This is a genomic window from Mesorhizobium sp. 2RAF21 (genome assembly GCF_052115345.1).
Taxonomy (GTDB): Bacteria; Pseudomonadota; Alphaproteobacteria; order Rhizobiales; family Rhizobiaceae; genus Mesorhizobium; species Mesorhizobium terrae.
In genome coordinates this window covers 209,002-230,524 of the sequence record NZ_JBFRGM010000004.1, presented here as the reverse complement: position 1 = coordinate 230,524, position 21,523 = coordinate 209,002, and the positions used below count along the sequence as shown (strand labels likewise).

Annotated in this window: 17 protein-coding genes; 9 read left to right on the top strand and 8 right to left on the bottom strand. The window is 63.6% G+C overall.

Features of this window, described 5'->3' with window-relative positions; genetic code table 11:
* Positions 1-97: 97 nt before the first annotated feature.
* From AB4136_RS08510 to AB4136_RS08480, 7 genes are all read right to left on the bottom strand, one after another.
* Positions 98-1,555 carry an aspartate aminotransferase family protein gene (locus AB4136_RS08510; RefSeq protein WP_373426367.1) on the bottom strand — a complete coding sequence of 486 codons (1,458 nt, stop codon included), beginning with the start codon at positions 1,553-1,555 and terminating at the stop codon, positions 98-100.
* 70 nt (positions 1,556-1,625) lie between these two features.
* Positions 1,626-2,633, bottom strand: a complete 1,008-nt coding sequence (locus AB4136_RS08505; RefSeq protein ID WP_024926805.1) for an NAD-dependent epimerase/dehydratase family protein — start codon at positions 2,631-2,633, stop codon at positions 1,626-1,628.
* Positions 2,630-3,088, bottom strand: a complete 459-nt coding sequence (locus tag AB4136_RS08500) for an EamA family transporter (protein WP_024926804.1) — start codon at positions 3,086-3,088, stop codon at positions 2,630-2,632. The genes AB4136_RS08505 and AB4136_RS08500 overlap by 4 nt, the downstream gene beginning before the upstream one ends.
* 120 nt (positions 3,089-3,208) lie before the next feature.
* On the bottom strand, positions 3,209-4,558 hold the full coding sequence (locus tag AB4136_RS08495) for an FAD-binding oxidoreductase (protein ID WP_036254707.1): 1,350 nt from the start codon (positions 4,556-4,558) through the stop codon (positions 3,209-3,211).
* Positions 4,559-4,560: 2 nt separating this feature from the next.
* The gene (locus AB4136_RS08490; RefSeq protein ID WP_024926802.1) at positions 4,561-6,000 is read right to left on the bottom strand and encodes a UbiA family prenyltransferase; all 1,440 of its coding nucleotides are present in this window, start codon (positions 5,998-6,000) and stop codon (positions 4,561-4,563) included.
* Between the two features lie 208 nt (positions 6,001-6,208).
* A complete protein-coding gene (locus tag AB4136_RS08485; RefSeq protein WP_024926801.1) occupies positions 6,209-6,472 on the bottom strand; it encodes a hypothetical protein in 264 nt (87 codons plus the stop codon).
* Between the two features lie 140 nt (positions 6,473-6,612).
* A complete protein-coding gene (locus tag AB4136_RS08480) occupies positions 6,613-9,282 on the bottom strand; it encodes a mechanosensitive ion channel family protein (protein ID WP_024926800.1) in 2,670 nt (889 codons plus the stop codon).
* Positions 9,283-9,495: 213 nt separating this feature from the next.
* On the opposite strand from AB4136_RS08480, the gene AB4136_RS08475 reads away from it, so the two are divergent.
* The 6 genes from AB4136_RS08475 (at position 9,496) to AB4136_RS08450 (ending at position 16,661) form a co-directional block, all read left to right on the top strand.
* The gene (locus tag AB4136_RS08475) at positions 9,496-10,755 is read left to right on the top strand and encodes a sarcosine oxidase subunit beta family protein (RefSeq protein ID WP_024926799.1); all 1,260 of its coding nucleotides are present in this window, start codon (positions 9,496-9,498) and stop codon (positions 10,753-10,755) included.
* Between the two features lie 18 nt (positions 10,756-10,773).
* Complete coding sequence (locus AB4136_RS08470; protein ID WP_024926798.1) at positions 10,774-11,076, top strand: sarcosine oxidase subunit delta family protein; 303 nt, start codon at positions 10,774-10,776, stop codon at positions 11,074-11,076.
* Positions 11,073-14,066: a sarcosine oxidase subunit alpha family protein gene (locus AB4136_RS08465; RefSeq protein WP_137900548.1), complete on the top strand. Its 2,994-nt coding sequence runs from the start codon at positions 11,073-11,075 to the stop codon at positions 14,064-14,066. Before AB4136_RS08470 ends, AB4136_RS08465 begins: the two co-directional genes overlap by 4 nt.
* Positions 14,059-14,646, top strand: coding sequence for a sarcosine oxidase subunit gamma family protein (soxG, locus tag AB4136_RS08460; protein ID WP_024926796.1), 588 nt, complete (start codon positions 14,059-14,061; stop codon positions 14,644-14,646). Before AB4136_RS08465 ends, soxG begins: the two co-directional genes overlap by 8 nt.
* Positions 14,647-14,672: 26 nt before the next feature.
* Positions 14,673-15,059: a RidA family protein gene (locus tag AB4136_RS08455; RefSeq protein WP_024926795.1), complete on the top strand. Its 387-nt coding sequence runs from the start codon at positions 14,673-14,675 to the stop codon at positions 15,057-15,059.
* 159 nt (positions 15,060-15,218) lie between these two features.
* Positions 15,219-16,661: an MFS transporter gene (locus AB4136_RS08450; RefSeq protein WP_024926794.1), complete on the top strand. Its 1,443-nt coding sequence runs from the start codon at positions 15,219-15,221 to the stop codon at positions 16,659-16,661.
* Between the two features lie 103 nt (positions 16,662-16,764).
* Here the strand turns inward: AB4136_RS08450 and AB4136_RS08445 are convergent, their stop codons facing one another.
* The gene (locus AB4136_RS08445) at positions 16,765-17,475 is read right to left on the bottom strand and encodes a nitroreductase (protein ID WP_024926793.1); all 711 of its coding nucleotides are present in this window, start codon (positions 17,473-17,475) and stop codon (positions 16,765-16,767) included.
* A 188-nt stretch (positions 17,476-17,663) separates the two neighbouring features.
* On the opposite strand from AB4136_RS08445, the gene AB4136_RS08440 reads away from it, so the two are divergent.
* The 3 genes from AB4136_RS08440 to AB4136_RS08430 all read left to right on the top strand — a co-directional run bounded on the left by AB4136_RS08440 (position 17,664) and on the right by AB4136_RS08430 (position 21,523).
* On the top strand, positions 17,664-18,251 hold the full coding sequence (locus AB4136_RS08440; protein ID WP_051504891.1) for a helix-turn-helix domain-containing protein: 588 nt from the start codon (positions 17,664-17,666) through the stop codon (positions 18,249-18,251).
* Between the two features lie 126 nt (positions 18,252-18,377).
* Positions 18,378-20,831, top strand: a complete 2,454-nt coding sequence (locus AB4136_RS08435) for an FAD-dependent oxidoreductase (protein WP_137900547.1) — start codon at positions 18,378-18,380, stop codon at positions 20,829-20,831.
* Positions 20,828-21,523, top strand: coding sequence for an HAD-IA family hydrolase (locus AB4136_RS08430; RefSeq protein WP_024926790.1), 696 nt, complete (start codon positions 20,828-20,830; stop codon positions 21,521-21,523). Before AB4136_RS08435 ends, AB4136_RS08430 begins: the two co-directional genes overlap by 4 nt.

The following is a 21,523-nucleotide window of genomic DNA, read 5'->3' as shown; positions in this document are numbered from 1 at the left end:
GGATAAGCAGCGCACCTGCGTCGTTGGCGCCGCGACAAAGAAAAAGGCCGGGATCACTCCCGGCCTTTCACATTTCCCAACCTCCGTCGGACTGCGATCAGCGCATCTGGCTCTTCACGAAATCCTTCACGATGGCCACGATGCCGCGCGACAGAAGACTGTCGAAGGCCTCGATGAAACGGTCCACATGCTCGCACTGGCAGATCAGCGGCGGCTCGAGGCGGATGACATTGCGATTGTATTCGGTGAAGGCGACCAGCACGTCGTAATCGCGCAACAGTAGCGCGCCGACAAACCCAGACAGCGAACCCTTGAGCTTGTCGTCCAGCACGCTGACCACCGGGCGTAACACCATCGGCAAGGTCTGCGAGAAATCGTGGAACTCCAGGCCGACCATGAAGCCCTTGCCGCGCACATCCTTGATGATCTTCGGATACTTTTCCCGCAGCGCGGTGAGCCGCTCAAGAAGGTAGGCGCCGGTGTTGGCCGCGTTGTCGATCAGCCCTTCATCGTAGAGCACGTTGATGCCTTCGATGGCGGTCACGCAGGCCTCGCCCATGCCGCCAAAGGTGGCCATGGCGTGGATCATCGCCGTCTTCGGCGTGCCATAGGCCTTCATGTAGACGTCGCGTTTGGCGATCATGGCGCCGACCGCCGCCTTGCCCGCGCCGAGCGACTTCGCCAGCGCCGTCACATCGGGCACCACGCCATGGTGCTCGAAAGCATAGAAACGGCCGGAGCGGCCATAACCGCACTGCACTTCGTCGGCCACCCACAGCACGCCATACTGATCGCAGAGAGCTCTGAGCTTCTGCCAGTATTCAGTCGGCGCCTGGATAATGCCGCCGCCGCCCTGGATGGTCTCCAGCACGATGACGCCGATCTCCGGATCGGAGCGGAACAGCCGCTCGACGGCATCGATATCGCCGAACGGCACGCGAACCGTGTTGTCGACCACCTTGAAGTCGGCCCGGTAGAGCGACCCGTCGGTGATGGCCAAAACGCCCTTGGTCTTGCCGTGGAAGGAGTTCTCCGCATAGACGACCTTCGGCCGCTTCGGGCCGGCGGCGCGCTCGGCGAGCTTCACCGCCGCCTCCATCGCCTCCGAACCGGACGAGCCGAGGAAGACCATGTCGAGATCGCCCGGCGAACAGGCAGCGATGTTGTGGGCAAGGGCCGCTGCATATTGCGACATGAAGGCGATGGCGATCTCCTGCCGCTTCTCCTCCTGGAACTTCTTGCGCGCCTCGAGGATGCGCGGATGGTTGTGCCCAAAGGCCAGCGAGCCGAACCCGCCAAAGAAGTCGAGGATCTTGCGGCCGTTCTGGTCGACATAGAACATGCCTTCGGCGCGCTCGATCTTCACCTTGTGGAAGCCGAGCAGCTTCATGAAATGCAGCTGGCCGGGGTTGAGGTGTGCCTTGAACAGGTCGGTGATGCGGGCGACGTCCAGCGCCTTTGCCTGCTCGACGCTGATCAGCTCCGGCTTGCGCCTGGTGTTGCCAAGCGGCGCGGCTGCAACGGCGCGGGCATTATCCTGTTCTGGCTTGGTCATGACAGTCATCTCGAAATCCCCCTTGTCGGTGCCTGCCCGGCCGGTTGCGGCCAGGTCTTGCGGGCCAAATTCACTCGGCGGGCGCGTGTTTCACCGCCGTCGCGGCAGCGCCCTTCTTGGCCCGGTATTCGCGGTAGGCGGCGATCAGCATGTCCTCGTCGCGATATTGCGGCACCCAGCCGAGCTGGCGCTCGCCCTTGGACACGTCGAGCACGCAATCCTCATCGGCGATGAGATATTGCTCGGGATCCATGATCGGCATGTTGAGACGGTCGAGCAGGTCGAGCGTGCGTTTCACCGCCCAGCCAGGCGTCGGCAGCAGGATCGACTTCGACCCGGCATGGCGGATCAGGTCGCCCAGCAGCTTGCGCACCGGCGGCGGCTTGAGCGAACCGAGATTATAGGCCTCGTTGGGCACGCCAGCCTTCCAGGCCAGCCGTGCGGCTTCGGCACAATCGAACACCGAAATGAACTGGTATGGATTGCGGCCCGAGCCGATCATCGGCACCGGCAGGTTCCAGTCGATCAGCTTGAACAGTTTTTCCAGGATGCCGAGACGGCCGGGACCGATGATAAGGCGGGGCCGGAACAGCGAAATCGACATGCCGCGCTTGCGCCATTCGGCGGCAAGCTGCTCGGTCTCCCATTTCGACATGCCGTATTCGCCAAGCGGCGCGACCGGATGTTCCTCGGTCATCGGCTGGGTGACCGTGTGGCCATAGATCATGTCGGTGGTGAAATGCACGAGCTTTGGCGCACCGGCCTTGTCCATCGCCTCGATGATGTTGACGGTGCCGTGATAGTTCACCGGATAGAAGAAGTCGTGGCGTTTGGCGCGCACCTGGATCGGCGACAGCATCTTGGCCGAGAGATTGTAGACCATGTCGTCGGCCTTGATGCCGAGCGCGGCCACCGAGGCCGGGTCGGTCACGTCGCATTGGACATGGCGCACGGCGCGATAGTGCGGCAGGTCGCTCTTGACGATGTCCGCGACAACGACCTCTTCACCATCGGCGACAAGCTTGGGAGCAAGGTGGCGGCCGACGAAGCCGTCGCCGCCGATAATCACATGTCTCATCGAACGGTCCCGCTGATCTTGTCGGTGGAAAGGGAGGTGGTCTGGGTGGCCTTGCCGCCCTCGCCCGGCTCATGCCCCTGATCAGCCCCGCCGCTCTGGGCGATCAGCACGGTGCCGACGCAGATGAAGGCGATGCCGGCGATGCGCCAGGCGTTCAGGTCTTCCCGGAACACGAAATAGGCGAACACCGCGACCACGACATAGGCAAGGCTGAGAAACGGATAGGCGAAAGAGAGCTCGACTTTGGACAGCACATAGAGATGCGACGCCATCGAGATGACGAAGGTGCACAGGCCCAGGAACACCCAGGGGCTGAAGACAATCTGCAAAAGCTTGATGATCGGGTTGACGCCCTCGAATGAAATCGGCCCGAGCGACATCATGCCTTGCTTCAGCATGAGCTGCGCGGCGGCGTTGGTCATCACCGTGAATAATATGAAAGCAATGTATTTCATTTCACCCCCAATACCCGTCACCCGTCTAAGATAAAGCCGAAAAGAATTCGTGAAACGGCACCAGTAATTTTAGGCAAGTCTAATTTTATCTTTGTTTACCGACGACAGATCGGAATTCTGTCATTCCGCTGCTTCGGCCAGACCGCCGCGCTGCGGGCCGAGCCGGTATGCGGTGCGGGCCCAGAAACTCGACAGGAAGGCAGGATCGCGCACGGTTTCGAGCCGCCGCCAGTCCGGGAAAGACGCGGCGAAGGTTTCGGCGCTCATGCGCGCATCCTTGTATGGGTTGACCGCGCCGCCGGCCGCGACTGTGATGCGGTCGAGTTCGGCAAGCAGCGCCAATGTCTTGCCGCCCCGGTTAGGAAAATCGAGCGTCAGCGTGTAGCCAGGGCGCGGGAAGGACAGGATACCGGGCGAACGGATCGCGCCGAAACGCTTCAACACGGTCAGGAACGAGCCCTGCCCGGCCCGATGCGCCGCAGCAAGCAGCGCGGGTACGGCCTCTCGCGCGGCTTCGTCGGGGATGACGCTCTGATGCTGGAACAGACCCGCCGGGCCGTAGAGCCGGTTCCAGTCGCGCACGCCATCAAGCGGGAAGAAAAAGCCCTGATAACCGACCATATGCGGGCCGGAAGCCCTGCCCTTCTTCCAGCGGTAGGCGGCATTGAAAGCCTTCAGGAAAGGCCGGTTGAGCACGGTAAGCGGCGGCTGGAACGGCACGGAGAGCCGGCCGCCCGGCTTCTGCGCCGCATGCGAGCCGTGATCGGCATGGTTGCCGGCAAATAGCAGGCCACGGCCGAGATTGCGGCCGCCGGCAAGCTGGTCGATCCAGGCCACCGCATATTCGTTGGCCGCGTCGGCAGCCTCGGCAAGATCGAAATATTCCGCAAGGTTGCGGAACGGCGTCACCGTCTCGGTCACATCCAGCGACGGCACCCGCATCAGGCGGATCGATGCCGAGAGGATCAGCCCGGTCAACCCCATGCCGCCGATCGTCGCCCAGAACAGGCGCGTGTTCTGGGTTTCCGAGCAGGTATGGACGCGACCATCCGAACGCAGCAGCGCGAAGGATTCGACATGGCAGCCGAAGGTGCCGCGCCGATGATGATTCTTGCCATGCACATCGTTCGCGATGGCGCCACCCAGCGTGACGAACTGCGTGCCGGGCACCACAGGCGGGAAGAACCCGAATGGCGCCGCATAGGCGATGATGTCGGCCAGCATAACGCCCGCATCGGCCTCCAGCAGGCCGTTCTCGGCGTTGAAGGAACGGATCTTGCCCATCGGCCGCATATCGACCACCGTACCGGCGGCATTCTGGCAGCTGTCGCCATAGGAGCGACCATTGCCATAGGCGAGCAGCGAATCCGGCCGCGCCGTCCCACCTTTCAGAAGCGCGATGGCCTCCGAGGCAGTGATGGCCTTTACGGCCGGCGGGATCACCCGCCCAAAGCTTTGAAAACGGTTCATGCTCAATTCGGCCAAGCTCCGGCAACCAGCAGCGCAGCTCCGATCAGGACGACGACCTGGCTTCGCCAGTCACCCATGATGAAGACGACCGGATCGTCATGCATCTCGCCGCGGCGAGCGAGGATCCAGATGCGCATTGTCAGATAAAGAACGATCGGCGGCAGAGGCCAAATCATCCAAGGATGCGGATATAGCTCACGCATCTCGACACTGTCCATGTAGAGCGCCAGCACCAGCGCGGAGGAAAACGCCGAAGCAAGACCTGCCTGGGCGATGATGTCGTGATCCTCGGCACGATAGCCACGGCCGGCGATGCGCTCGCCCGGCGGCGGCGGCGCCGTACGCAGTTCGACGAAACGCTTCACCAGTGCCAGCGACAGAAAGAAGAAGATCGAAAATGCCAGCAGCCAGAACGAAACCTCGACACCGGTTGCCGCGGCACCGGCCAGCACGCGCACTGTATAAAGTCCGGCCAGCGTCAGAACGTCGATCAAAAGCATGCGCTTCAGGCTCAACGAATAGGCCAGCGTAATGATCATGTAGCCGACCAGGACAAAGGCGAACGCGACAGGCAGGAACAGGGCGGCGACGACACCGATGGTCACCAGAACGGCGATCGAAGCGAGGCCAAAGGGGATCGACAGCGTTCCGGCGGCAAACGGCCGTTTGCGCTTGGTGGAATGGCGACGGTCGAGCGCCAGATCGAAGAAGTCGTTGACTATGTAGATGGCGGAGGCGACCGCGCTGAACGCGATGAATGCGATGGCGGTCTGCCACAGCATGATCGGGTTGAAGTACTCCGCCGACAGCATCATCGGCACCGCGATCAGCCCGTTCTTGGCCCATTGATGCACACGCAGCATCTTGAGAACAGTCTTCAACGACCGCTCGGGGCCTCGCACCAGTTCGCCGCCATTTCTGGCCTGCCAGCGCGTCGCCGCGCGATCTGGTGCAACCACGATGGCGAGGCGCGCGGCATCGAAGACCTCGAGGTCATGGCGGCTGTTGCCGGCATAGTCGAAGCCGCCATCGCCATAGATCGCGACAAGCGCGGCACGTTTCCTGGCGGAGGTGAGATTGTCGACACCGTCGGTGGCGATGACCTTGTCGAAAATGCCGAGATGCGCAGCGATCGCTTCGGCGAACTTGCGCGGCGTGCCGGTTGCCAGCACCAGCTTGCGCCCGTCCGAGCGTTCGGCGTGCAGCCTGGACAGTAGCGGCTCGCGATAAGGCAGGCTGGCTGGGTCGATATCGACGCGGCTGGCGATTTCCTGCTTCAGCCTGGCAGGCCCGCTGGCGAGCCAGATCGGCACAAGGAAGAGATAGAGCGGGTTCTTCTTGAGAAGGATGAACAACCCCTCCCACAAGAGATCGGTCGCCAGCAGCGTGCCGTCGAGATCGACAGCAAGTGGCACTGCGTTCCTGTCAGACCGCGCATCCATGAAAGTGTTGCCCCGCCTACCCCATGACCGCCTGTTCGCGGTCCCGGATCGGATATAGTGGCGGGACACATTACCGGACGCTGAAAAAACCGCGAAAACAAGCGCCCACCACGCTGTTTTGCCAGTCATCGTTAAATGGAGCTTACCACAAAAAATAAAAGGCCGGACAGATGTCCGGCCTTGGTTCTCGACGGCAGTTCGTTCGCGGTTACTTCACCGTCGCGGCGCCGCCGGAAATCACGATCGTCTCCGAGCCGGTCAGCGCTTCCAGGTCGCCATTCGGCAAGGTGACGAAGCAGCCGTTCGGGCAGAACTGGACGGTCTCGCCGCCGGCGAGCGTCAACTCGCTCCGGCCACCGCCTTCCGTGACCACCAGCGTGCGGGTCTCGGCGTCCTTGTTGACCGCGCTCGCGGTATGGCCAACCCCGCTCGCGGCGAAAAGAGCTGCAGCGGCGATGAGGGACTTCCACATTGCAATTCCGGTGTTTCCACCGCCTCTGTTGCGTTACGCGAGACGTTTCAAGCCTTCGCGGAAAAGCTTATAGGACAAACAAGCTGAACCGCAACTGAATGCCTCATTCATGCCGCAATTGGCTTTGGAGAGGCGGAAAACTAGTTCGGATCGGGCCTGCGCGGCTTGCGCCGGCCTTTCGTGCGGTTGCGTTCCGCTTCCGCTTTCACCGCTTCCTTTTCAGCGTGCAACGCCTCGGTCTTGTCGTCGTCGACCGGCCACGGTTCGTGGTGGATATGGGGTTGTGCCTGCCGCGGAGCCGACGGAATCTCGATGCCTTCGCGGGTGAACGCCTCGATGACGGCGAAGCGGATATCGTTTTGCGCGCTGCCACCATTCATGATGTCGGCGAGGAAGATGCGGATTTCGAAGTCCAGCGCATTCGGACCGAAATTGACGAATTGCACGAACGGCTCCGGGTTCTTCAGCACCAGAGGATGGCCGCGCGCGATCTCCAGCAATATCTCGTGGACGCGGCGCACATCCGAGCCATAGGCGACACCGACCTTGATCTCGACGCGACCGAGCTTGTTGCGATGGGTCCAGTTGCCGACTGCGCTGTTGATGAGGTTGGAATTCGGCAGGATCACCGACTGGCGCTGGAAGGTCTCGATCTCGGTGGCGCGCACGCTGATCTTCTTGACCGTACCGCTGACATCGCCAGCGACAATCCAGTCGCCGACCTTGAACGGACGCTCGGCAAGGAGGATGAGGCCCGACACGAAATTGGAGACGACGTTCTGCAGGCCGAAACCAAGGCCGAGCGAGAGACCGCCGGCGATCAGCGCCAGGTTCGACAGATCTATCCCGGCGGCCGAGACACCGATCAGCGCCGCCAGCGCCATGCCGGCATAACCGACGATAAGGCGGATCGAATTGCGCACGCCGGTGTCGACACGCCCTCGCGCCATGACCGAATCGTCGAGCCACGCCTGGAACCAGCGTGTCACGAAATAACCGACGACGAAGACGACAATGCCGGTAAGGATGCCGGTGAATGAAATCGTTACCGAGCCGATTTTGACCCCGGTGGCCAGTCTGTAGGCCCAGGCCTGGATGTCACCTGGCTGGAAGCCCCACAACAACAGGATCAGCGGCAGGAACACCAGCACGATCAAGAGGTTGATGGCGATGCTGGTGGCGAGCCCGAACTGGTCGAGCGTGCCGTCTTCCAGATTGGTTTGGGCGGCAAACCAGCGGCCGACCGAGGATTCGGCGAAACCGCCCTCCGCGCCGATGGCCCGGGCCGACAGGAAGCCGATATAGGCGGTGATCAGGATCGTGCCGGTGACAACGATCTGGATCGACAGGAAGATCGCAAGGCCGATGAAGCCGAGCAGCGCGGCGATGATGGTGAACAGGCCAAGCGCATAGGCAAGATACCGGAGCCATACCGGCCACGGTCGCCATTCGCCGGTGTGAGTGCGGAAGGGCCGCACCAGCCCCATCAGGATCAGGATCAACCCGATGATGATCGTGGCGATGAAGCTGCGCCCGACCGTTAGCGACAGTGGCGAACCCATCTGCTCGTTGACGACGGAGAGGAAACTGTTGATGCCAAGCACCACCGCCATGGCCGTCGAAAGGCGAACCAGCCAGCGGGCCGGACCGGACTCCACCGGAATCAGCCGCCACTTGGGCATGCGCGGCGACAGCGCCGCATTGGTCAGCCGGTTGACGCAGAATGCCACGCCGATAGCCGACATCAGCGCGCGCAGGAACACGCCGATGTCGCCGCGCAGCACGCCATAGTAGTCGAAGAAGAAATAGGTCGAGAAGAAGAAGACGCCGAGTGCCAATGTCGGCAGAAGGGTCGACCAGAACGCCAGCGAGAGCCTGGAAAGATAGGAGGGCTCCTCGATGTTCGAATTGAACTCGAACACCCGTCCGTACAGACGCCGCCCGCCAATCAGCAACACGGCCGCCGCCACCAGCGCCATGATCGTCGCCACCAAGGCCGCCTGATACTTGAACTTCAGGACAAAGCCGAACCAGGACGACACGGCTGCGTAGAGATTGGTGAATTCGGAATTGGCGTCCGAAACCAGTTCGCTGCTGACCACCTTGTCCAGCGCGTAACGCTTGGTCAGAAGATTGCGGAACAGCTTCGAACGCAGCGTCGAGATGTTGTCGACCATCGTCGTGATGCGCAACGAAAGCGTCTGCGCGCCCGCGATCACCGCATTGATCTCGGCCTTTTCGTTGTTCAGCGCCTTGCGCTCATTGGCAACGATTTCCGGCTCGGCCGGCTGGCCCTGCGCCGGCGGCGGGCCCAACTGGTCAAGCTTGCTGCCGATCTCGGTGAGACGCGGGCGAAACACGGTCGCCGTATTCAGCGCCTGTCGGGCGAGGTCTTCGAGTTGCAGGCGGATGTCGACAAGCGCGCCATCGTCGTCGGAATTCTGCTCGATCTGCTTGGCGAGACCATCGGTCTTGGTCACCAGCGACTTCAACGCCTTCTGCTGCTCGACGACCAGACCGCCCGGCGGCGGCGCGGGTGCAGCCTGAGCTGGAGCGGCAGGCGCCGCCTGGGCAGGCGTTGCCGGGCCCGGCTGCGATGCGGGGGCCGCCTGCGCCGGCTGGACATTCGCGGCCGGCGGTGTGGCCTGTTGTGTCACCGGCTGCTGCTGAGCGGGGGCCGCTTGCGGGGCCGGCACAGCCTTGGGCGGGCTATCGTTCAGCGCCGGAATCTCGGCCTGCGCCAACGCGGCGACCGATGTCGCGACGGTCAGGAAGACAATCAGGAAAAGGCGTACGAATCGAAAAAGCATAAGTCGGCAACCCGCGAAGCAGCGTTCAAGGCTGCGAAATCTCGCCCTTGATAGAGACGGCAATGGGGCGGGGCAAGCATGACCGGCATTTCAACCGGAGTCGGCCAGTCGAAAAGCCATGGCGCAATCTTGGCTTTGGCCGTGCGCCCTGCTCTATAGTCTACTGCAAAATAGGGTGCCCGAATCCGCGCGCGGTTTGGGGGTGGAGTTGGTATGGCGGAATATTCGGCTTTCTCGCTGCTGCGCAATGCGCTGTCTGGCAACAAGGACTGGAAGCCGGCCTGGCGCAAGCCGGAACCCAAGGCCTCTTATGATGTCATTATCATCGGCGGCGGCGGCCACGGCCTGTCGACAGCCTACTATCTGGCCAAGGAACACGGCATCACCAACGTCGCCGTGGTCGAAAAAGGCTATCTCGGCTCCGGCAATGTCGGGCGTAACACCACGGCCGTGCGCTCCAACTACCTGCTGCCGCAGAACACGCGTTTCTACGAACATTCGATGAAGCTGTGGGAGAACCTCTCCCACGACCTCAACTACAACGTCATGTTCTCGCAGCGCGGCGTGCTCAACCTTGCCCATACGCCAGCGCAGTTCGACGACCTCGCCCGCAAGGGCAACGCCATGCGCCATCTCGACGTCGATGCCGAACTGATGTCGGTGGCCGAGATCAAGCGGCTGATGCCAGCGATCGACATATCGGCAAACGCCCGCTTCCCCATCGTCGGCGGCCTGATGCAGCCGCGCGCCGGCACCGCCCGCCATGACGCGGTCGCCTGGGGTTATGCGCGCGGCGCCGACCGGCGCGGTGTCGATATCCTCGAGAACTGTGAAGTCACTGGTTTCCTGCGCGACGGCGACCGCATCACCGGTGTTGTCACCACGCGCGGCGAAATCCGCGCCAAGAAAGTCGCGGTCACAGCCGCCGGCAGCACCGGCCGCGTCATGCAGCTGGCCGGCATCGACAGGCTGCCGATCGAAAGCCATGTGCTGCAGGCCTTTGTCTCCGAATCGCTCAAGCCGTTCATCGATACGGTCGTCACCTTCGGCATGGGCCATTTCTACATGGGCCAGTCCGACAAGGGCGGCCTGATTTATGGCGGCGACCTCGACGGCTACAATTCCTACGCCCAGCGCGGCAACCTGCCGATCGTCGAAGAGGTGATGTCGGAAATGCTGGCGCTGTTCCCGAGCCTCGCCAGCGCGCGCATGCTGCGCTCCTGGGCCGGCGTCTGCGACATGTCGATGGACGGTACGCCGATCATCACCACGGGGCCCCTGCCAGGCATGTATCTCAACTGCGGCTGGTGTTACGGCGGCTTCAAGGCCACGCCTGCGTCCGGCTTCTGCTTCGCCCACACCATCGCACGCGACGAACCGCACGAACTCAACGCCGCCTTCACCCTCGACCGCTTCCATCGCGGCATTCTCATCGACGAGAAGGGTCAAGGCGCCACGCCGCGACTGCATTAGAGGCCGCCAGGAAAAACCATGCTTCTCACTTGCCCCTATTGCGGCCCGCGCGACGTGTCCGAATTCACCTATCAAGGCGATGGCAACCGCCAGCGCCCCGCCCCCAATTCGCAGGACATGCAGGCCTGGAATGAATATGTCTACGACCGGCTGAACCCGGCCGGCGACCACAACGAGATATGGCAGCATTCCGGCGGCTGCCGCAGCCATATCCGCGTGGTGCGCAACACGCTGACCCATAATGTCTCCAGCGCCGTGCCGGTGCGTGGCGACGCCCATCATCGTTCGACCGAACGGCGCAAGTCGGGAGCCAAGGCATGAGCCCGCGCCGCACCACGGCCGGCGGCCAGATCGACAGGCTGAAAACCGTCCGCTTCACCTTCGATGGGGCCCCCTTTACCGGCCATGCCGGCGACACACTGGCCTCGGCCCTGCTCGCCAACGGCGTCTCGCTGATGGGGCGGTCCTTCAAATACCACCGGCCGCGCGGTGTGCTGAGTGCCGGCGTGGACGAGCCGAACGCGCTGGTGACCGTGCTGCGCGGAGCCGCGCGCGAACCCAACATTCCGGCGACCGCCATCGAGATCCATGACGGCCTGCGCGCCGAAAGCCAGAACCGCTTCCCGTCGCTCAATTGGGATGTCGGCGCGCTCAACCAGCTGGCCGGCAAGGTGCTCGGCGCCGGCTTCTACTACAAGACCTTCATGGGTCCGGTGGTCGGGCCGCTGAAGGGCACCCGCTTCTGGATGTTCTGCGAGCATTTCATTCGCCGCGCCGCTGGCCTCGGCCGCGCCGGCACGGTCGCCGACGACACCCGCTACGAACGCATGAACGCCTTCTGCGACGTGCTGGTGGTCGGTTCCGGCCCCGCCGGCCTGATGGCCGCCAAGGCGGCCGCCGACCGTGGCGCGCGTGTCATTCTGGCCGAACTCGATCCCCGCTTCGGCGGTTCCGCCAACTGGTCCGGGGAGACAATCGACGGCACCCGCGCTGCCGACTGGGCCAACGACATTGTGAACGGCCTCAAGGGCCGCAACAATGTGCGACTGCTGCCGCGCACCACCGTCTGGGGTTATTACGACGGCAATACCATGGCCGCGCTGGAACGCGTGTCCGACCACAAGGAAACGGCGGCGCGCGGTGAGCCGCGTCACCGCCATTGGACCATCCGGGCCAAGTCGGTCGTTCTGGCGACCGGCGCGCTGGAGCGGCCGCTGGTCTTCCCAGGCAACGACCGGCCGGGCGTCATGCTGGCCAGTGCGGCACAGCGCTACGCCAATCAGTTCGGCGTGTTGCCGGGCGAAAAGATAGCGCTATTCACCAACAACGACACGGCCTACGCGGCCGCTGCCGCGCTCGGCAAGGCCGGCGCGAACGTGACCGCGATCATCGACGTGCGCTCCGGCATTTCGGACGAGGCACGCGGGCTGGCCGCTTCTTGCGGCGCGGAAGTGCTGGCCGGGCACGCGGTCGTCGCCACCGAAGGCGGGCGCGCGCTGACCGACATCAAGATCCAGCGCTTCGACCAGGCAAGCGGTACGGTGACCGGCGATGCGCGCAGCATCCATGTCGACGGCCTGCTGATGTCCGGCGGCTGGTCGCCCGTTCTCCATCTCGCCAGCCAGGCCGGCGCGAAACCCGAATGGGATGACAGGCTGCAAGCCTTCCTGCCGCCCAAGCCGACACAGAACTGGGCAGGCGCCGGCGCTTGTACCGGCCGCTTCGCGACGGCGGAAGCGATTGTCGAAGGCCATCTGACCGGTCTTGCCGCCGCGGGCGCGGCGGCATCGGCCATCGAGGTACCGGCCGTCGAGCCGTCGTCCGTCGCTCCGCAGCCGGCGCCGGTTTTCGAGATCAAGGCCGAGGGCAAGAGCTTCGTTGACTTCCAGCATGACGTGACCGCCGATGACGTGCGCCTGGCGCATCGCGAAGGCTTCATCTCGGTCGAGCACCTCAAGCGCTACACCACGCTCGGCATGGCGACCGACCAGGGCAAGAGTTCGAACGTGCCGGGCCTCGCCATCATGGCCGAGCCACTGGGCAAACCGATCCCGGAAGTCGGCACGACGCGCTTCCGTCCGCCTTACACCGCGGTCTCGATCGGTTCGCTGGCGGCCGAGCGATATGGCGACCTGAGGCCCGAGCGGCTGACGCCGATGCACGACTGGCACCTCGCCCACGGCGCGACCATGTATTCCGCCGGCCTCTGGTTCCGGCCGATGATCTATGGTCTGGCCGGCGAGACGGTCGAACAGGCCTATGTGCGCGAGGCCAAGGCCGTGCGCGAAACGGCCGGCATCGTCGATGTCTCGACGCTGGGCAAGATCGCCGTCCAGGGACCGGACGCCGCCGAGCTCCTCGACCGGGTCTACACCAACATCTTTTCTACTCTGCCGGTCGGCAAGGCCCGCTACGGGCTGATGCTGCGTGATGATGGTGTCGCCTTCGACGACGGCACCACCTGGCGCCTCGGCGACGACAATTTCCTGATGACCACCACCACGGCCAATGCCGGCAAGGTGATGCAGCATCTGGAATATTTCCTCGACGTGGTCTGGCCGGATCTTAAGGTCACCGTCACCTCCGTCACCGACGAATGGGCGGGCGCGGCGATCGGCGGACCAAAGGCGCGCGACATTCTCGCCGCCTGCGTCAAGGGTACGGCGGTGGACAACGCCGCCCTGCCCTTCATGGGCATCGTCCATGGCGAGATCGCCGATGTTCCGGTGATGATCTGCCGCCTCTCCTTCTCCGGCGAGATGGCCTTCGAGGTCTATTGCGGCGCCGGCCACGGCACTCACGTCTGGGAAGCGCTGATCGAGGCCGGCAAGCCTTTCGGCCTCGTCTCCTACGGGCTCGAGGCACTGGGCACGCTGCGCATCGAAAAAGGCCATGTCACCGGTGCCGAGATCGACGGCCGCACCACCGCACGCGACCTGCATCTCGGCTGGATGCTGTCGAAGAAGAAACCCTTCATCGGCTCCGCCACGATGGAACGCGAGGGTCTGGTTGCCGCCGACAGGCTGCAGCTTGTCGGCATCGTCGCGCTAGACAACCGACCGCTCAATGGCGGCGGCCACATCGTGGAAGCACTGGACGAAAACAACCCGCACGGCTCGATCGGCCATATCACCGCCTGCTGTTACGCACCGGCGCTCGGCAAATACATCGCCCTGGCGCTCGTCCAGGGCGGCAAGAGCCGCCATGGCATGCGCGCCTTCGTCTCCGACCCGCTGCGCAAGCGGTTCGGACCGGTCGAGATCGTCAGCCACCACTTCTTCGACCCGGAAGGGAGCCGCATGCATGGTTGAGCGCCTTTCACCGCTGGAACCGGCCTATCGACTGGGTTCGCACGGCCGTTTCGAGGATGGCGTCGGCGTCATCCTTTCCGAGACGCGGCCGGGCTCCATCGTGCAGATAGCCGCCTGGCCGGGCGAGGAACGGCAAGCCATCGCCGCCATCCGCAAGGTGACCGGCCTCGCCTTGCCGGATGGCGCCGGCGGCGGTGTCGTCAACGGCGCCAAGGCGGTCTTCGGCTTTGCGCCGGGCAAATTTACCGTGGTTGACGAGGAAGAAGGCCTCGCCGCCGCTTTCGCCAAGGCGATGACCCCGGCGATCGGCACCGTGACCGATCTGTCGCATGGCCGCACCGCCATCCGCATCGAAGGCCCCGAGGCCGAATGGGTGCTGGCAAAATTCTTCGCGCTCGATTTCGCCTTGCCAGCCTTCCCGGTCGGCGCGGCGCGCTCGACCACCCATCACGACATCTTCGCCCAGATCCAGCGGACTGGCGGCGACAGGTTCGACCTCTATGTCTTCCGCTCCTTCGCGCGCTCCTTCTGGAAAGCGCTCGGCCATGCGGCCGAGGAAGTCGGTTACGAGGTAGCCTGAACCGACCGTCGAAGGGGAGGCACGTGATGGAATTCATCAATTCACCGGCCGCCAAGGCCGCCAGGCTGCCTTTCAGCCAGGCCGTGCGCGTCGGCGACGTGCTTTATCTGTCGGGCGCGCTCGGCAATGTGCCGGGCAAGCTGGAACTGGTGCCGGGCGGTATCGAGGCCGAAACACGCCAGACGATGGCGAACATCGAGACCGTGCTCAAGGAAAACGGCCTCACCTTCGCCGACATCTTCAAATGCACGGTCATGCTGGCCGACATGTCGCAATGGGCTGCCTTCAACCGGGTCTATCTCGAATATTTCGACCCGGACAGGCTTCCGGCGCGCTCGGCCTTCGGTGCCAACGGTCTCGCGCTCGGCGCTCGGCTCGAACTTGAATGCATGGCCCATATGCCGCGGCGATAGCCTTAAAACCGCCTCGGACGACCCTAAACTGGCCTTACGAAGAGCCGGTCCTGCTGCTTGAGGCAAATGGGGGCTGGCTCGATAGTCGCCCGAGAGAATCGATGGTTTCGGCCGCCGTCGATTGACTGAAAACGGCCGATACGTCGACTTCTTTTACCCATGGATGCACAGCCTTCCGCGACCGCAACCGGCCGCGTCGCCCCACCGGACAGCGTCTCGTCGCTCATTCCGGTCACTGTTGCCTGTGGCGTCTTCATGACCAGCCTCGACCAGAATGTCGTGGTCACCGCCCTTCCCGGTATTGGCGAAACGCTGGCCCGGCCGCCAAGCCAGCTCGGCCTTCTGGTCACCGCCTATGTCGCCAGTCTGATCATCATGATGCCGGTGGGGGCATGGGCGGCCGACCGCTTTGGGCTGCGCAATGCCTATTGCTTCGCCCTCGTCATTTTTGGCGTGGCCTCCGCGCTGTGCGGCATCGCCAACGAAATGTGGACGCTGGTCGGCGCGCGCGCCTTGCAGGGTTTTGGCGGCGCGCTGATGGGTACGCTCGGCCAGATCGTCGTGCTGCAGAGCTTTCCGCGCAACCGCACGCTGAAGATCAACATGTATATCTCGCTGGCCGGTCAGTCGGGGCCCTTGGTCGGACCGCTCGTCGGCGGCGCGCTCACCACCTACATTTCCTGGCGCTGGATCTTCTTCATCAACGTGCCACTGGCGCTCGCCGCGCTGGTGCTGGCGGCTGCCTTGTTCCCGGCATCCCGGAAACCGATCCGAACGCCATTCGATTTCCCCGGCTTCATGCTGGTGGGAGCCGGCATGGTGCTTCTGGTGCTCGGCATGGATTCGCTTGCCGCCAAGGATATGGCGGCCGGTCTGATCGCCGGGCAAGTCCTGCTCGCCGTCGCACTGCTCGGCCTCGCCATCTTCTATCTGCTGCGGGCGCGCAACCCGGTACTCGACCTGAGACTGCTGCGCATCCGCACCTTCCGCATCTCGTTCCTCACCGGTGGCGGCCTCGACACGATCGGCCTGAGCTCGGTCGTGTTCCTCCTGCCGCTGATGTTCCAGCTCGGCTTCGGCATGAGCGCGGTGCAGGCCGGTTCCCTGACCTTCATCGCTGCCGTCGGCTCGCTGCTGACCCGCTTCGTCATGCCGGCCGTGTTGAAGCGTTTCGGCTTCCGCCGCGTGCTGGTCTTCAACACGCCGATCGTGGCGGCACTGGTCGCCGGCTTCGCGCTGATCCAGGTCACGACACCAGTGTGGATCGTGCTCGCCTATATCTTCATCTTCGGCGTGTTCCGCTCGGCGCAATGGGCATCGACCGGCAATCTCTCCTATGCCGACATCGAGCCCGAACAGCTCGCCCGTTTCAGCGCGCTCTATTACATCCTGTGGCAGCTTGCCGTGGCAATCAGCGTCGGCGCGGCCGCCGCCTTGCTGTCATTGCTGGCCGGCAGCGAAGGCCACGCCTCGGTGAATGATTTCCGCGTGCTTTTCGTCATCGAAGGCCTGGTGACACTGTGCGCCCTGCTCGCCTACCGCCATCTGACGCCGAAAGACGGCGCCCATGTCAGCGGGCATGGGTCGGTGAGTAATGAGTAGGCAGTCGGCAGTCGGCAGTCGGCAGTCGGAAAATCTCAGAACTTAGACAGTGCAAGAACTGTCGCCGAAACACACAGCTGCCGACTGCCTATTGCCGACTGCCTCACTCCACGAACTTCACCCACTCCTCGAGCGGGGCGCGGTCGGTGCGGAAGGTGCTTTCGGGCTTGGACGTGTCCTCATGACCAAGCGCCATGCCGCAGACGACGATCTCCTCCTCGGAGATGTCGAGCACCGGCCGGATCTGCCGGTGGTAAGGCGCGAAGGCCGCCTGCGGGCAGGTGTGCAATCCCCTCGCCCGCGCTGCGATCATGATGTTCTCCAGGAACATGCCGTAGTCGATCCAGGAACCCTGGTTCAACCGCCGGTCGATGGTGAAGATCATGCCGACCGGCGCGTCGAAGAAGACGAAGTTGCGGTCGTGCTGGGCGCGCATCTTGTCGACCTCGCGCCGACCGATGCCGAGCACACCATAGAGGCCGAAGCCGTTGGCGCGGCGTCGCGTCAGGTAAGGCTCGAAGAACTGGTCGGGATAATAGCGATATTCGTCCCATTCCGCCTTTTCGGCGCGAATGCCTGAATTGAGGATCGCGTCGCTCAGCCGCTGCTTCACGTCGCCCTTGGCGACATAGACCTTCCACGGCTGCATATTGGTGCCTGAGGGCGCGCGCGAGGCCACCGACAGGATGTCGCGGACGACCGCATCGTCGACAGGGTCGGGCAGGAAAGCGCGCACGGACCGGCGCGAAACGATCGCCTCGTCCACGAGCGCGGTTTCGTCCAACTTCGGGGTTCTGCTTTCCGGTGCCAGCATGGCAATCTCTTCGACGCAGGATTTCGGCGGCGCGTCCCCCAATTCCACGCCGCTTGTTTGCGGTGCCTTTGCATGAACCGCAAAAATACCGCAAGCAATTTTGTCTGGACCATGAGATCACCCTTGATCTTTTCACGGGCTTGGCATCACATGAAATTCTGCTTGATTTTTTCACGGACCCGCAAGACGTGACCGAACCCGCTGCCCAATCCGACGCGCAAACCGGCGAGCGTTTCCTCGCGGCCGACATCCGCGCGCTGCGCAAGACGCGAGGTCTGACCCTGACCGAGATCGCCCTGAAACTCGGCCGCTCGGTCGGTTGGGTCAGCCAGGTTGAGCGCGGCCTTTCGGTTCCTTCGCTCGGCGATCTGCGCGCCATGGCGGACCTGTTCGACGTGCCGCTCAGCCTGTTCTTCAGCCATGACGTGCCGGAAGAGAACGAACGCGGCGTGGTCGTGCGCGCCGGACGTCGCCGTTCGCTCGGTACCAGCGATTCGGGATTGGTGGAAGAGCTGCTGTCGCCCGATCTCGGCGGCAGTTTCGAGATGCTGCGTTCGGAATTCGCGCCTGGCGCGGAATTGAAGAAGGCCGCGCTCAGGCCGACCGAGGAAGCCGGCTACGTGGTGGCCGGCACATTCGAGATCGAGATTGACGGCACCTGGCACAGGCTTGGCGAAGGCGACAGTTTCCGCTTTGCCGGCAAGCCGTTCCGCTGGAAGAACCCCGGAACGGTACCTGCCGTGGTGATCTGGGTCGTTTCGCCGCCGGTCTACTAGAGCGCCGCGCGTCCATTCGGACGCGCAAAGGACGCTCTAGCACTTTGTAGTTGCGCATCGTGCTTACCGAAAATCGATTCCGATTTTCGGTAAGCACGATGCGCTAGGAAATTGGGGAGGGATAAAATGGCCGGAATTCCGACGACCGCGCGCGTGGTCATCATCGGCGGTGGCGCGGTGGGCGTGTCGGCCCTCTACCATCTGGCCAAGGCCGGCTGGACGGACTGCGTCCTGCTCGAAAAGAACGAGCTGACCTCCGGTTCGACCTGGCACGCGGCCGGCAACGTGCCGACCTTCTCGTCCTCCTGGTCGCTGATGAACATGCAGCGCTATTCGACCGAGCTCTACCGGGGGCTGGCGTCCGAGGTCGATTATCCGATGAACTATCACGTCACCGGCTCGATCCGGCTGGCGCACAGCAAGGAGCGCATGCAGGAGTTCCAGCGCGCCAAAGGCATGGGCCGCTACCAGGGCATGGCGATCGAGGTCATCGGCACCGACGATATCAAGGCACGCTATCCTTTCATCGAGACGCACGAGCTGAAAGGCGCGCTCTGCGACCCCAATGACGGCGACATCGACCCCGCCCAGCTCACCCAGGCGCTGGCCAAGGGCGCGCGCGACAAGGGTGCCAAAATCATCCGCTTTTGCCCGGTGACGGGCGTGCGCCGCGATCGCGACGAATGGGTCGTGGCGACCGAACAAGGCGAAATCCGCTGCGAATATGTCGTCAACGCCGCCGGCTACCGCGCAGCCGAAGTCGGCAAGATGTTCGGCCGCGATGTGCCCATGATGGTGATGAGCCATCAATACATCCTCTTCGAGGAAATTCCCGAGCTTGCCGCCTGGTCGAGGGAAGCAGGACACAAATTGCCGTTGCTGCGCGATGTCGATTCTTCCTACTATCTGCGCCAGGAAAAGAACGGCATGAACCTCGGCCCGTATGAGCGCAACTGCCACGCGCATTGGGCCACACCCACCGATCCGATGCCGGCCGACTTCTCGTTCCAGCTTTTCCCCGACGATCTTGAGCGGCTGGAATGGTACCTGAACGATGCCATCGAACGCGTACCAATCCTGGGCACTGCAGGCCTTTCGAAGGTCATCAATGGCCCGATCCCCTACGCGCCGGACGGCAATCCGCTGCTCGGGCCCATGCCCGGCGTGCCCAACGCGTTCGAGGCTTGCGTGTTCACCTTCGGCATCGCCCAGGCCGGCGGCGCCGGCAAGGTGCTGGCCGAATGGGTGACCGAAGGGCAGACCGAGTGGGACATGTGGTCTTGTGACCCGCGCCGCTTCACCGCCTTTGGATCGGCGCCAGACTACGCCGTCGCCAAGGGCATGGAAGTGTATGGGCACGAATATGCCATCCAGTTCCCGCGCCATGTCTGGCCGGCAGTGCGCGACCGCAAGCTTTCGCCGTTGCACGAACGCCTGAAGGCGATGGGCGCGCAGTTCAGCGCCTATAATGGCTGGGAACGTGCCACCTGGTACGCCCGGCCGGGCGACGACACGTCGGAGGACTCGACACAGACCTTCGCACGTTCCGGACCGTGGGAACCGCGCATCCGCGAGGAATGCCTGGCCGTGCGCGACGCCGCCGGCATTCTGGATCTGCCGGGTTTCAGCCGCTTCCGCCTCAAGGGCGCTGGCGCTCGTGCCTGGCTTTCCACCCTGATCACCGGCGTGGTGCCCAAATCTGGTCGCATCGGTCTCGGCTATTTCGCCGACGACAATGGTCGTATCGTCACCGAGATGTCGATCATGGCGCTGGAGGAAGATACCTTCTTCCTGATCACCGCCGCCGTGGCGCAACTGCATGATTTCGAGTGGCTGTCGAAGCAGCTTCCCGAAGCCACGGAAATTGCGCTGCAAGACATGACGGAAGCATTTTCCTGCCAAATCCTCTCCGGGCCGAATTCACGGGCCATCCTGGCTGCGGTTGCTGACGCCGACCTGTCCTTGCCCTGGCTGTCGCACCAGTCCTGCCAGATCGCTGGCCGCTGGTGTCAGCTCGTCCGGGTCTCGTTCGCTGGCGAACTCGGATGGGAAATTCACACCAAGATCGAGGATACGGCGGCCATCTTCGATGCCGTCTGGGTCGCAGGCCAAAAGCACGGGCTGAAACCCTTCGGCATGTACGCGCTCGACAGTCTGCGCCTCGAAAAGGGCTACCGCGCCTGGAAGGGCGATCTTTCCACCGACTACACCGTGCTGCAGGGCGGGCTCGACCGCTTCGTGAAATGGGACAAGCCGGAATTCCGCGGCAAGGCCGCCCTGCTCAACGAAAAGCAGCAGGGCGTGAAGAAACGTTTCGTCACGCTCGTCGTTGAGAATCCCGGCGATTGCGACGCGCCCTATATGTCGACGCTCTGGCATGGCGGGACCATCGTCGGCGAAACCACCTCGGGCGGCTGGGGCTACAGGGTGGACAAATCCATCGCGCTTGGCATGGTGCGCGCCGATCTGGCCGTGCCGGGCACTGTTGTCGAAGTCGAGATTTTCGGCGAGCGCTTCAAGGCCGCGGTCCAGGAAGACAAGCCCTTGTGGGACTCTGAAAACGAAAGGCTACGCGCTTGACGACCCTGCCCTTCCCAGACCACGCCTTCGGCGCTTTCCTGTTCGACATGGACGGCACGATCCTGAGTTCGATCGCTTCCGCCGAGCGGGTGTGGGCGGCGTGGGCGCTGAAACATGGGCTGGATGTCGAAACCTTCCTGCCGACCATTCACGGCGTGCGCGCGGTCGAGACGGTTCGCAATCTGAACCTGCCCGGCGTCGACGTGATGGCAGAGGTTGAGGCGTTGACCCAGGCCGAGCTGGACGATGTCGACGGCGTCGAGGCCATTGCGGGCGCCGCCGCCTTCCTCGGCGCATTGCCGCCTGAGCGTTGGGCCATCGTCACCTCCTCGCCGCGACGCCTGGCGCTGCGCAGGCTGGAGGCCACCGGCCTGCCTTTGCCCCGGCTGATGATCACCGCGGAAGATGTCGTCAACGGCAAGCCGGCGCCGGACTGCTTCCTGCTCGCCGCCGAACGCCTTGGCCAGAAGCCGCAGGACTGCCTTGTTTTCGAGGACGCACCCGCCGGCATCCAGGCGGCGGAGGCGGCCGGTGCCAAGGTCATGGTGATAACGGCCACGCATACACATGTCGCCAGGACACCGCACCCAACGATCCCCGGATATGGGGCGCTGACGCCGCTGCTGGACACCACCGGCAGGCTCACGCTTGCAGCAACCCATCGAACTTCTTTCCAAGACGCGAGCGTTTGA

What these genes read in the sequence shown, in the direction of transcription:
- AB4136_RS08510 (WP_373426367.1), bottom strand. Translation starts at nt 1,555, where the DNA reads ATGACCAAGCCAGAACAGGATAATGCCCGCGCCGTTGCAGCCGCGCCG.
- AB4136_RS08505 (WP_024926805.1), bottom strand. Translation starts at nt 2,633, where the DNA reads ATGAGACATGTGATTATCGGCGGCGACGGCTTCGTCGGCCGCCACCTT.
- AB4136_RS08500 (WP_024926804.1), bottom strand. Translation starts at nt 3,088, where the DNA reads ATGAAATACATTGCTTTCATATTATTCACGGTGATGACCAACGCCGCC.
- AB4136_RS08495 (WP_036254707.1), bottom strand. Translation starts at nt 4,558, where the DNA reads ATGAACCGTTTTCAAAGCTTTGGGCGGGTGATCCCGCCGGCCGTAAAG.
- AB4136_RS08490 (WP_024926802.1), bottom strand. Translation starts at nt 6,000, where the DNA reads ATGGATGCGCGGTCTGACAGGAACGCAGTGCCACTTGCTGTCGATCTC.
- AB4136_RS08485 (WP_024926801.1), bottom strand. Translation starts at nt 6,472, where the DNA reads ATGTGGAAGTCCCTCATCGCCGCTGCAGCTCTTTTCGCCGCGAGCGGG.
- AB4136_RS08480 (WP_024926800.1), bottom strand. Translation starts at nt 9,282, where the DNA reads ATGCTTTTTCGATTCGTACGCCTTTTCCTGATTGTCTTCCTGACCGTC.
- AB4136_RS08475 (WP_024926799.1), top strand. Translation starts at nt 9,496, where the DNA reads ATGGCGGAATATTCGGCTTTCTCGCTGCTGCGCAATGCGCTGTCTGGC.
- AB4136_RS08470 (WP_024926798.1), top strand. Translation starts at nt 10,774, where the DNA reads ATGCTTCTCACTTGCCCCTATTGCGGCCCGCGCGACGTGTCCGAATTC.
- AB4136_RS08465 (WP_137900548.1), top strand. Translation starts at nt 11,073, where the DNA reads ATGAGCCCGCGCCGCACCACGGCCGGCGGCCAGATCGACAGGCTGAAA.
- soxG (WP_024926796.1), top strand. Translation starts at nt 14,059, where the DNA reads ATGGTTGAGCGCCTTTCACCGCTGGAACCGGCCTATCGACTGGGTTCG.
- AB4136_RS08455 (WP_024926795.1), top strand. Translation starts at nt 14,673, where the DNA reads ATGGAATTCATCAATTCACCGGCCGCCAAGGCCGCCAGGCTGCCTTTC.
- AB4136_RS08450 (WP_024926794.1), top strand. Translation starts at nt 15,219, where the DNA reads ATGGATGCACAGCCTTCCGCGACCGCAACCGGCCGCGTCGCCCCACCG.
- AB4136_RS08445 (WP_024926793.1), bottom strand. Translation starts at nt 17,475, where the DNA reads ATGCTGGCACCGGAAAGCAGAACCCCGAAGTTGGACGAAACCGCGCTC.
- AB4136_RS08435 (WP_137900547.1), top strand. Translation starts at nt 18,378, where the DNA reads ATGGCCGGAATTCCGACGACCGCGCGCGTGGTCATCATCGGCGGTGGC.